Raw genomic sequence first — 10,226 nt, 5'->3', positions numbered from 1 at the left:
ATTGCCCTTAATTATCATAGAAGAATCTTATTTACAGAGATTTTCTCATACACTCTTTAAATTCGGCGGTAAAATCAAAGTTCTTGGATATATCACTAACAAAATAACAACAGATACTAATGACAGTACAAATATTTCTCCATTAGCTCAAGTTGGCATCGGGTTGAACCAAATCATGCTTTCATTCTTTGGTCAACAATCATCCTTAAATATTGTACATCCTATTGCAATATACTACGAATAAAAAGGAGATATTCATATGAGATTTTGTGACTTATTTATCAGCTATAAAATTGGATTAAAAAGTATTAAAAGCACTATTCCTTTTACAAAACTTCCCCTTTACCGAAAGATTTTTGTAATCATCCTTTTTGCAAGTGCTATTATTAGTGGTATCTTATTAATTTTTAAGCAAACTTGGGCTTCATATATCCCGATGGCATTAGGTATTATATCACTTATAATTTTCTTTATAATTGATTCCATGAAAAGGAATCTTAAAGTAATGCTTCAGCAACACTATGTCCCTTATTCCGAAAAACGAATGAATATGACCATTAATGTATTAAAAGACTACGGAATAGAAATTCAAAATTTTGACTCACTTGATATGTTAATTGAGGAAGCAAAACAGGCACAAATCCAATGTGACTACATAGCTCCATTAAAGAAACCATTTAAGACATTAGGTGCAATAATTATTCCTATTGTTGCATTTGTAGCACAAAAAATTGGAAATGCTGCTTCACAAGACGAAATGATTACCATGGCATTACAAGTTATAGTTCTTGTGTTATTAACTTTTTCACTAATTTTCTCATTAACACCAATTATTAAAGATATTCTTTATAGAGATTATAATAAATACGATGATTTTATTTATGATTTGAGACAAATAAAACTTTTCTATGCAAAAAAAAATGCTACATATTCAAATCCGATATGAGCACATACTAATTTCCAAAATTATTGTCATTTGATTGTCACGCAACCAAAAACGAGCCAAGAAACGCCGTAAATTCGGCATTTCTTGGCTCTTGTACATTATTCAAACTCGATTTCAGCAACTATATATTGTGTCTAGTCAAATTATAGATTACCATATTGAGTATAATTATTCTTGAAATCTCACATATTCTTTGTCATTTTGGGAGTTTTTGCAAGCGTTTCGCAATCACCTTTTAAGCAATTAATTTTAAATCAAATGCTATCACCCTGTCTTGACCAGTTAGCAATAGAATAAAGCGAATAGTTTTGAGTAAGAATCACTTTAGTAAACTCCTCAACATTAATCTTTGACCACATCTTTGTTAATAATTCATCACTCAACCTAATAAATCTTTCATCCATCATTTGTCTAACCATGTTATTTGTGTCAATATCTGTTGAAAATGTTCTTTCTAAAATACTACTATCAAAGATATTGCCTAAGAATACTTCTAAAAGAAGTCTATTCTCTTTGTTATCCTCCTCCAAGAATGTATTAATAATTTTTCGAACGTACTCATATATAGAAGAATCACTCCGTATATATATCGCCCCCAATGTTTTAATACCTATCTCTTCCTTCAAACCATCAATTATAAATTCATTCTTTGGAACAAACAATACCTTTTCCATGCCTCTGCTTCTTAAATCAAATTCATACCATGAATCTTTTTTCAAAGCATATGTTAATTGTATGCGTCTTTGATTATGATTTACTACAATTTTACTGACTTCTTTATTGCTCAAAGCATATTGATGAAGAGTATTATAAATGTCATAGTTACATAGTATATTATTTACATCATCTAAAAAGTTATCTTCTGGACATACTACACCAATAAGATTCTTTAATGTAGCTTCGCTTTTAATTTCTTTAAGTAAATATTCCGCTGCCTGTGTCATTTTACTCTCAATAATATTTATCTCCGGCATCTCATACACTTGCTCTGCTGATACAATTTGACGAATCCCCTCATTTTCTAACGAAAGACTTTTTATCTTTGCCATTCTTTGTATTAAAATTGTCTCATCAACAGGTTCTTTATGTTCATTTGAATACCTACTATTCACTAGAGGTTGCATAAGATAACGTCCCTCTGACAGAGCCCAAGATTTTGAATAATCCAACTTCTCTAAAGTATTCATCTGCTCCTGAATATATTTCCGATATACATCATAAATATCTGACAACACCTCACTATTAGCATCCAATTCTATTGCAGATCTTGCAACATTCGTTTGATATTTACTATTTTTTATATTAGCAATTGCTAAAATGGACGAATCTTTATATCCCGGAGTAGTAAATTCAACCCGAATTCCTTCGACACAAGTTCCAATCGGCAATTGATTTTTTTGATTTGAACGTCTACTATCTATTTCCATCAAACACCAATCAGACAGATATCTTAAATGTCGTACTGCATATGCTACAGATACATTACCCTGGTTTTCTTCATATACATCATATTTTTCTCCATCAACGTTTCTTCCAGTATCATTCAAATATTTCGTTAATACATCTTTCAAAGAATCATAACCTATTCTAGTTTCATGTTGTTCGTTTGCAGTCAAGAATACTGGAATTTCAGGCAAAACTATCCATTTGCATAAGTCATCTTCCAATGTTGACATATCTACATCATTTCTAACATATAACTTAACCATTGTACCGTGATTTTTTATTCTTTTATCAACTTCTGACTTATTTATTCTTCTCAGCAAATAGCTACCATTCACTTTACGTAAATTAATACTATTAACATCATTCTGTTCTTCAGAATTCGTTACAATATCAATATCATTTGCAATCATAAAGCATGTTAAAATACCTATTCCAAAATGACTAATAGAGCAAAAATCAGGAAATTCTTTTTTAATTGTATCGTCACGATATTTTGAAGCCCCAACTTTTAAGAGATAGTTTTCTACATCAGAAATCGTCATACCAGTTCCATTATCCCAAAAACTCAATTCTCTTTTTTCTTCATTCCAGTCAACTTGTACTTTTCCTTGAGTAATAATTCTACCTTTTTTATTTTCATACTGTTTTTGCAATTTTACTGCATCTATCGCATTTTGAACTAATTCTCTTACAACAACTGATGAGTCGTTGTACAATGTATGACCAACTAACAATTGTAAAATATTTTCCTGTGCGATAGTAAATTGAAGTTTTTTCGTTTCAAATCCTATAACGGTAATTCTAGTTTCGTCAATTTCCCTCCAAGGAAATTTATATGATAATGCACCTTCTTTTTTTCTCGCTTTTTCAACAATTTCATTACATTTTTGTAATTCTTTACGTGTATACTGTAAATATGAAGATAATCCGAAATATGCTTCTGCAGTTTCTGCACCTTCAAAATATGCCGTAATTTCTATTGTATCCTTTTCTAGCTTTTCATCAATATTTTCTTCACCATCTCTTTTTAGTTTTGGTTGTACAGCTCGCACAGCCATTTGCTTTTCCCACTCCACAACACTCATTGGATTAGAAACATTTATCATCTTTCTTGTTATAGAAGGTGTTCTATCCTTTGTTATATGTAATAAATCCGCTATTCTAAGAATAACAGCAATATAATTTAAATTTACTTTTTCATTTTTATCATTTCCATATACATTATCTACTCGATACTTTGTAAAATCATCAATATCATCTTCATGGTGACTTTCACAAATCATAGCTAAATCAACTTTGAACATTTTATCTAGACTCTTTAGGATGTCTTCTATTATTTCTTTAATTGTCGATGCATCCCCCAAGTCAGTTTCCAAACTTCCTTCTATCCATTGTTTTATTCTTCTTGCATGATTTTCTCTAACAAACTCTTGATACAAAAAATATTCGTCTTGTTTTTCAACAAATTCAACATACTCTGATTTTTCCATTCCAGAAAGGACTTCATTTTTATAGTTCTTAAAAGATGAGGTCTCTCGTTTTTCATATTCATCTTTTGTCACTACCATACCTAAATCATGAAAATAAACTGCTAAAGTCAACATTAACCACTCAGCAGACGTCATTTCTTTTTTTGTTTCATCGGGAATCAACCATTCTATGATACCAAGCATCTCATCAATATGCGAAATATTATGTACCGTGTATTCTTCAAATATCCCTATCTTACCAATATGTCCTAGTATTTCTTCTACTTGATCTCTAACATGTAGTAATTTCAATCCTCTACAAAAAGATAAATTTTCTGCTTTTTCCGCCTGTATTTCGACATAATTTTTTAATTTATCATTCATATTTTTAATCTCCTTATCCTTAGGCTCATTTCTATACCATTGCTAATCTCAATTCTTTTAATTTTCTATATTTTTTCATTAATCTCTTCAATCCACCCACTGTCATCACTCTCAAACAGCTTTATGAACTTTCCAAAATTACTGCTGCCAGTAACAGAATCATCCGAATCCAAATCTTTCACTCGTCGGCTCATATCTTTGTAATTCTTCACAGTAACATGTTCCATAACTTTCTGAATCTGGTCTGCTCTTCCTTTGTAATTCTCCACCCCTGTATATTCCTTTATCAAGGGAGCATTCACTGGTTTTGCCGGAGATTTCAGATTTTCATCGGTCCAATGTTTAGATATAATCTGCATCGTACATGGATTACCAAATATAAGCACTTCATTCGCTGCACTATCCACACCATGAAACTCATTAATTTTGCGTTTAATGTCCTCATACTGCTCGTGAGGCTTCTTCTCTGTATCACAAAATACAAGTACAAGTTCATCTGCTCCATTTTGATATCGGTCCTGATACCTCGCTGGGATATTACCATTTCCACCGGCATTGACCAATGAAATATCATATTGCTCATTCCATACTTTTAAATTTTTTAATCGATTTAGATACTCATATTCCTCATTACCTTCACAGATAATACAGATTTTATGGTTATCCAAAAACTTAGGGAGCTTATTTGGCATCGGCATCATCCCCCTTTACACCACTTTTAATACTAAGCAATGAGTTAATCAATTCAGGATCAGGCAAAGCTCCAAGCGCACCTTTCCGATATTTTTCCATAACATCTGTCGTATCTCGTACGCCCTGCTGTGCTGTAAAATCTGCAAGTGAATATACATACACACCTTCTTCATCCTTATGAACAAACCAAATCTGCTCCTTTCGAAACATTCTCTTGCAATCCATAAGATTTATATCATGTACTGTAAATATCATCTGTGCACTTGTATTTAATTCATTATTAAACATCGCAACAATCGCCCTGGTAAGCTTAAAATGAATACTGCTATCCAACTCATCCACGACTAAAATTCTGCCTTGTTCAAGTGCTTCAATTACATAGCTGGCAATAGCTGCAATCTTCTTTGTTCCTGTGGAGTCAAACATCATACTTGGAACATGGACTCCCTTATAAGTAGAAACCAATCTGATTTGATCCATAATGTTCTCTGGAATATCAAGCACTTTCTCATCTGGCTTTTCGTCACCTTCACCAGTTTTCAGCTGTATCTTATCCATATCCACATATTCAAAATTATCCATATATAAGTCAGCATTTTTTATGAACTCAACAACCTTTTGCTGTAACTGATTCTTATTCTTCATAAGTTCAATCGTGTGCTGCATAGGTATGTTATTCATATTGATGATATCAATTTTTTCTGCAAATCCGACAAGAATCTGCTTCATCTCATTGATATGTTCGAATTTACTTGTATCTACCACATAGCATAGCAAATTATTTTTCGATACAACTGAAATCATATTCTGAACAGATTCATCAATACACTCATATATTTCACTAACAGTATCTTTTTTTAACCAACAAACTTCCTTTTCGTTGTTGTACTGATCTTTAAATATCTCCGAAAATGACTCATATATATATTCTTCTTTTTCTGCATCATACTTAAAATCATAAGAAAACTTTCTTCCAGATGCCATAAATGTAACACCTAACTCGCATACATCACTATCAGTAAATATATTTGGCATCAGTCCATTCTTCTTATTTAAAAGTACATTTCTTATTGCCCTAATGCACTTGATTAGACATGTTTTACCAGCATTGTTTGGTCCATATATTCCTACCGTTTTAAGGACATTAAAATTATTCTCTTTGTGAACATTTGCTCCAAATTTTTTATTTCGCATATCTGCTTTCATCGAAAATGTAATGTCATCCTCAAATGCATAACAGTTTTTTGCTCTTATCTCTATAATCATGGCTCATTCCTCCAAGTCACTTTTCTTCTTTACTTATCATTATTATATCATTAATTATTTTTTATGCAACTTTTTTTCACAAAAATATAATTCAGAGATTAATTAAACTTAACATAACAAAAAGGACAGCCTCCCAGCCGCCCTCTACATCACACATACACCACCTCCCTCACCACAACCTCCTCCGCACAAGCAATAATATTATTCATCTTCCACACCCACATCATCTGATTCTCTGCTTTCAATTTCTTTGTCACGCCTTGCTTCTCCTTCATCTTTTCCACAATCCTATCCAGCATCTCATGGCATTCCTCATCAATATCATGCAGATATTCATTCAACTTTCCTTCAAGCAACAGCTCCATATAATATCCATGTCTGAACTCCTTCAGATACTCACATCTCATATGTCCATACTTTCCGATATTATAATTTGTTTCCTCTGGCAACTGTAAATCCGGATAATAAATATCATCCTCGCCAAGCACATAAGTAATTCCATTCTCTACAATAACTTTCTCCAATTTTCCCATAACTTTTATCCACCTTTCTGCGATATTTCTCACACCTTAACATCAATAATAGCCTCTGGCTCTTTTACAACCTTTCACATACGCTCTGATTCCAACATATACTGCCTGAACTAATAACAATAAAGCAACGAGATTCAACTTTACAAAAAACTTTATCCAATCTCCAAAATACACAGCCACAGCTAGACTTATTACTGCCGCACCAGCGCTAATCACATCCCAAGAATTCTCTCTATATGCCTTCGTAACTTTCTTTTCTACAATTACTATAAGTACACCTATAACTCCCGCAACTCCAGCAATTACTATAATAAACAATAACCAATGCACTATAATCGCTATCATCTCATTCGGTATCCTATCTCCCACCTGTGCCAACGCCTTTGCAACACCGACAATCCATTTGCAAGACTGTCGAATACCATCCCATAGTACCTCGAAAAATGCTGTAAAATCGCCTAAAAATATCCCAGATCTCATTGCAGCAAATACTGTCGTCACGATTGCATACCACAATAAAACTATAAGCATTGCATCAAATCCAACAGTCTTTGACCTATACTTCTTTTCCAGTCCATTTCTTTGATGCTCATACCGCTCTTTCGCCTGCTGATATGCCTTGCGGTCACAGTTTCGGCACCTTTCGTAGAGTACTGGCTTTTCAACCGGTATCTCCACCTTCTTCTGATGCGTGAGCGCATATTCCTTTTCCCGTTCAGCATGTCGCAGTTTATCTTGATATTCCTCTATTGTACTGTCTGCCCTTTTCTCTTTCTCGCTCTGCAACAATTCTCTTGTTTGCTTCAATTCGTTCTTTAAGGCTTGTACGTTCTCGGTTTTGTTCTCGCTGTTCAGCTTCTCGCATAAGTTCAGCGATTCGTTCAGTTGTCCTTGCAGTGTTCGTATTTCGCTGTCCTTCTGCCGGATAATGGAATCTTTCTGTGTCAGTTCCTTTTCCATGCTCTCCAACATTTCCAGCATTTCCTCCATCCGCTCGTCTTGCTTTAAGCTTCTTAAATCGTTCATCTACATCCCTCGCTTTCTCTAGTCGGTTCTGCAGTTCAACAATTCCTCGTTCTGTCTCTGCAATAACCGGTTCTCGTCGTTCAACTTCTCCGCTAATTCTTTCCATTGATAATCTTCGGCTTTCAGCATCCGATTTTCCTCTTTCAGTGTCTGAATTTCTCCATCCTTCTGCTCTAACAGTTCCAACATTTCCTCTATACTTGGCAAGATTTGAAACTGCTTTTGCAACTCGTTGTTTAATTCCTGCAATCTTTGATTCTGCTCCTGAAACAAATTGAGTTGTCCGTCCCTCTGCTGCATCTCCTGATACATCTCTGCCATAAGTTCCTGTTGTTCCTCGATCTGGTTTATCATATTCTCCATCAGTGGAATAACTTCTCTGCTTTCTTCTAATGTCATTCAATCGCTCCTTCCATTGCTTTAATAAAATTCCAACCTGTCCAAACACTTCCTGCAACTTTTTCAATATCGCATTCTGCTTCTTGATAATTCGATTTTCCTCTACTTTCCAAGAGGCGGATGTAAACTGCCCTGAATGATATTTTTCCTCAATCTTTCTTGCATCTGCTCCCTCATGAATGGTCGGTATTTCAATCTTTCCTTGCCGCTCATAAGATCGATGGTCAATCTGCTGTTCCTTCTTTAAATGCAGATTACATTCCTTTGCCCACTCACTTCGCCACAACTCACAGTTTTTGGATTATTCCATCCTGTTGCATCGGTAACCTCACGTTTCCATTGTTTACGGTTACGAGAATCTAATTTCTGATTTCCATCTGCATCCAATACCGGAATGCGGATACCATGTCTCTCAGAAGTCTTTTTATCCTGCCACCAATTCGGATGCGTTTCATCTATAACAATATTTCCAGTCTCATCCCTAACAAATGCCCAGTCTTTGATCTCTTTATTTCCCCAAGTATGATTTTTCTTAAACGGACGCATGGTAACCAATAAATGAACATGAGGATTATCATCCCCTTTATCGTGAATACTCCAATCAACACACATTCCCTTTGCCACAAAATTTCTCTGTATAAAATCTGTTGCATATTCAATCTGTTCCGTTCTACTCCATTCCTTCGGAAGTGAAAATTCAAACGACCTGCCAAACTGTGCATTTGCACCTTTTTCTACTTTCAAAACTTCATTCCATAATCGCTGTTTTCGGAACGTAATTTTGAACTTTTCCAGAGCCGCTTCTTTATCCTCGGCTCTTTGATAACGGATGGATTTTTGAAATCGCTTGATATTTTCATCTGGCACATTTGTCCATTCCGGTGGTGCATTTTCACACATCATAAGCGAAGTATACACAACTTCCTTTTTCGAAGTGTAATAACTTACCTTTCCCGTTTCCTCATTTTTCATCACATCGCCATTCAGATATGCTGATGCAGCTATGATAGATTTCCCTTTGCTCCGTCCGACAATCTTTACTGTAAAATGAAATATCGCCAACTCACCTTCCCCCTTTCTGCCGTATCCGGCATTAATTTCCTGCAAATACAGTATTTGCAGAAACGCCCTCTGCGTAAGAGTGCCTCCTGCGGCATGAGCAGGTCTGCACGAAGTGCCCCTCGGAGAGTGCGCCCAGCCGCACAGGCTGATCTCCATGAAATGGTCCGGCTGAAAGCCCCGCCGACGGAACGCGCCCGGCAAGCGAAGCGCAGACCGGTTGCCGCTTGCGGCAAACTTATTAGACGACCTCTGGTTGTCTATAAGTGCGCCCTTCATAAAGAGCAATGAAGGGATTAGAAAATCTAACCCCTCTGCCATTACACTTCCTCCGTTTCCGGTATCTGCTCCTTCTGCATTGCCTTAGAAAAATATCTTCCATTTGCTTCCTGTCGTTTTAGAAAACCTATCAGCTTCGGAATATCTTCTTCCTCAATCGGATAACCCAGCACCGATTCCACCGCACCACCAATCACGCAAAGTCTGTGTGTACGCTTTCTACTCTCTTCGGCTTTCTGTCGTTTCTGTAATTCCCGTTTTTGTGCTGCATATTTCTTTGCTTTTTCAAGACTTTCCTGCTCTCGTCTTTCCATTTCAAGCAAACGCTCTTCATAACTTTTTGTTGATTTACCCATTCACTTCATCCTCTCTTTCTAGTCCTGCAAGCATTTCCAGTATCATCCGAAGGGATTCCAATATTTCCAAATCCATCTCCTCCGATTTTTCTACCGCCTGCAAATGTTCATCAATCGCTACCAGTTTCTTTTTTATCCCATCAAAGGTTTTCACATTTCCAAATGTGATTACTTTCTGGTGCATACAACTTTGGATGAAAAATTCTGTCCTCGGAAGTCCCGATAATGCAATTCTTTCATCAATAAGTTGCTTTTCCTCTGATGTTACTCGGAAATTCACAATCACGCTCCTTTTCCGGTTCTTTTCATTCTTTTTCTTTGGTGTCACACCCGATACCAGGTTATCCCGTCGGTATATCTTCGCCATAAC

At 35.5% G+C, this 10,226-nt stretch carries 11 protein-coding genes and 1 pseudogene; 2 read left to right on the top strand and 10 right to left on the bottom strand.

What is annotated here, in order from left to right; all coding sequences use genetic code 11:
- The coding region (locus ACLTOQ_RS07570; RefSeq protein ID WP_412319183.1) for a hypothetical protein at positions 1-244 on the top strand (244 nt) is incomplete at its 5' end.
- Between the two features lie 15 nt (positions 245-259).
- Positions 260-946 carry a hypothetical protein gene (locus tag ACLTOQ_RS07565; protein WP_412319182.1) on the top strand — a complete coding sequence of 229 codons (687 nt, stop codon included), beginning with the start codon at positions 260-262 and terminating at the stop codon, positions 944-946.
- 254 nt (positions 947-1,200) lie between these two features.
- Here ACLTOQ_RS07565 and ACLTOQ_RS07560 read toward each other — a convergent pair whose 3' ends face one another.
- The 10 genes and pseudogenes from ACLTOQ_RS07560 to ACLTOQ_RS07515 all read right to left on the bottom strand — a co-directional run bounded on the left by ACLTOQ_RS07560 (position 1,201) and on the right by ACLTOQ_RS07515 (position 10,223).
- Positions 1,201-4,245, bottom strand: a complete 3,045-nt coding sequence (locus ACLTOQ_RS07560) for an ATP-binding protein (RefSeq protein ID WP_412319181.1) — start codon at positions 4,243-4,245, stop codon at positions 1,201-1,203.
- Positions 4,246-4,310: 65 nt separating this feature from the next.
- The gene (locus ACLTOQ_RS07555; RefSeq protein WP_412319180.1) at positions 4,311-4,937 is read right to left on the bottom strand and encodes a hypothetical protein; all 627 of its coding nucleotides are present in this window, start codon (positions 4,935-4,937) and stop codon (positions 4,311-4,313) included.
- Positions 4,927-6,204 (bottom strand): AAA family ATPase, encoded by a 1,278-nt coding sequence (locus ACLTOQ_RS07550; RefSeq protein WP_118083948.1) that lies wholly within the window; start codon positions 6,202-6,204, stop codon positions 4,927-4,929. The genes ACLTOQ_RS07555 and ACLTOQ_RS07550 overlap by 11 nt, the downstream gene beginning before the upstream one ends.
- A 149-nt stretch (positions 6,205-6,353) precedes the next feature.
- Positions 6,354-6,737 (bottom strand): TnpV protein, encoded by a 384-nt coding sequence (locus ACLTOQ_RS07545; RefSeq protein WP_412319179.1) that lies wholly within the window; start codon positions 6,735-6,737, stop codon positions 6,354-6,356.
- A gap of 42 nt (positions 6,738-6,779) precedes the next feature.
- The gene (locus ACLTOQ_RS07540) at positions 6,780-7,763 is read right to left on the bottom strand and encodes a DUF6040 family protein (RefSeq protein ID WP_412319178.1); all 984 of its coding nucleotides are present in this window, start codon (positions 7,761-7,763) and stop codon (positions 6,780-6,782) included.
- Positions 7,764-7,781: 18 nt separating this feature from the next.
- The gene (locus ACLTOQ_RS07535) at positions 7,782-8,162 is read right to left on the bottom strand and encodes a hypothetical protein (protein ID WP_412319177.1); all 381 of its coding nucleotides are present in this window, start codon (positions 8,160-8,162) and stop codon (positions 7,782-7,784) included.
- Between the two features lie 202 nt (positions 8,163-8,364).
- Positions 8,365-8,415, bottom strand: a pseudogene (locus tag ACLTOQ_RS07530) (hypothetical protein); the annotation flags it as partial.
- Positions 8,406-9,542: a MobA/MobL family protein gene (locus ACLTOQ_RS07525; protein ID WP_412319176.1), complete on the bottom strand. Its 1,137-nt coding sequence runs from the start codon at positions 9,540-9,542 to the stop codon at positions 8,406-8,408. The pseudogene ACLTOQ_RS07530 and the gene ACLTOQ_RS07525, both read right to left, overlap by 10 nt.
- The gene (locus ACLTOQ_RS07520) at positions 9,542-9,856 is read right to left on the bottom strand and encodes a relaxasome subunit MobC (RefSeq protein ID WP_331854110.1); all 315 of its coding nucleotides are present in this window, start codon (positions 9,854-9,856) and stop codon (positions 9,542-9,544) included. Before ACLTOQ_RS07520 ends, ACLTOQ_RS07525 begins: the two co-directional genes overlap by 1 nt.
- Positions 9,849-10,223: a plasmid mobilization protein gene (locus tag ACLTOQ_RS07515; RefSeq protein ID WP_412319175.1), complete on the bottom strand. Its 375-nt coding sequence runs from the start codon at positions 10,221-10,223 to the stop codon at positions 9,849-9,851. Before ACLTOQ_RS07515 ends, ACLTOQ_RS07520 begins: the two co-directional genes overlap by 8 nt.
- Positions 10,224-10,226: the final 3 nt, after the last annotated feature.

Origin of the sequence: Gallintestinimicrobium sp. (assembly GCF_046968865.1) — a bacterium.
Taxonomy (GTDB): Bacteria; Bacillota; Clostridia; order Lachnospirales; family Lachnospiraceae; genus Gallintestinimicrobium; species Gallintestinimicrobium propionicum.
This window is presented reverse-complemented; position numbering and strand designations above follow the sequence as displayed.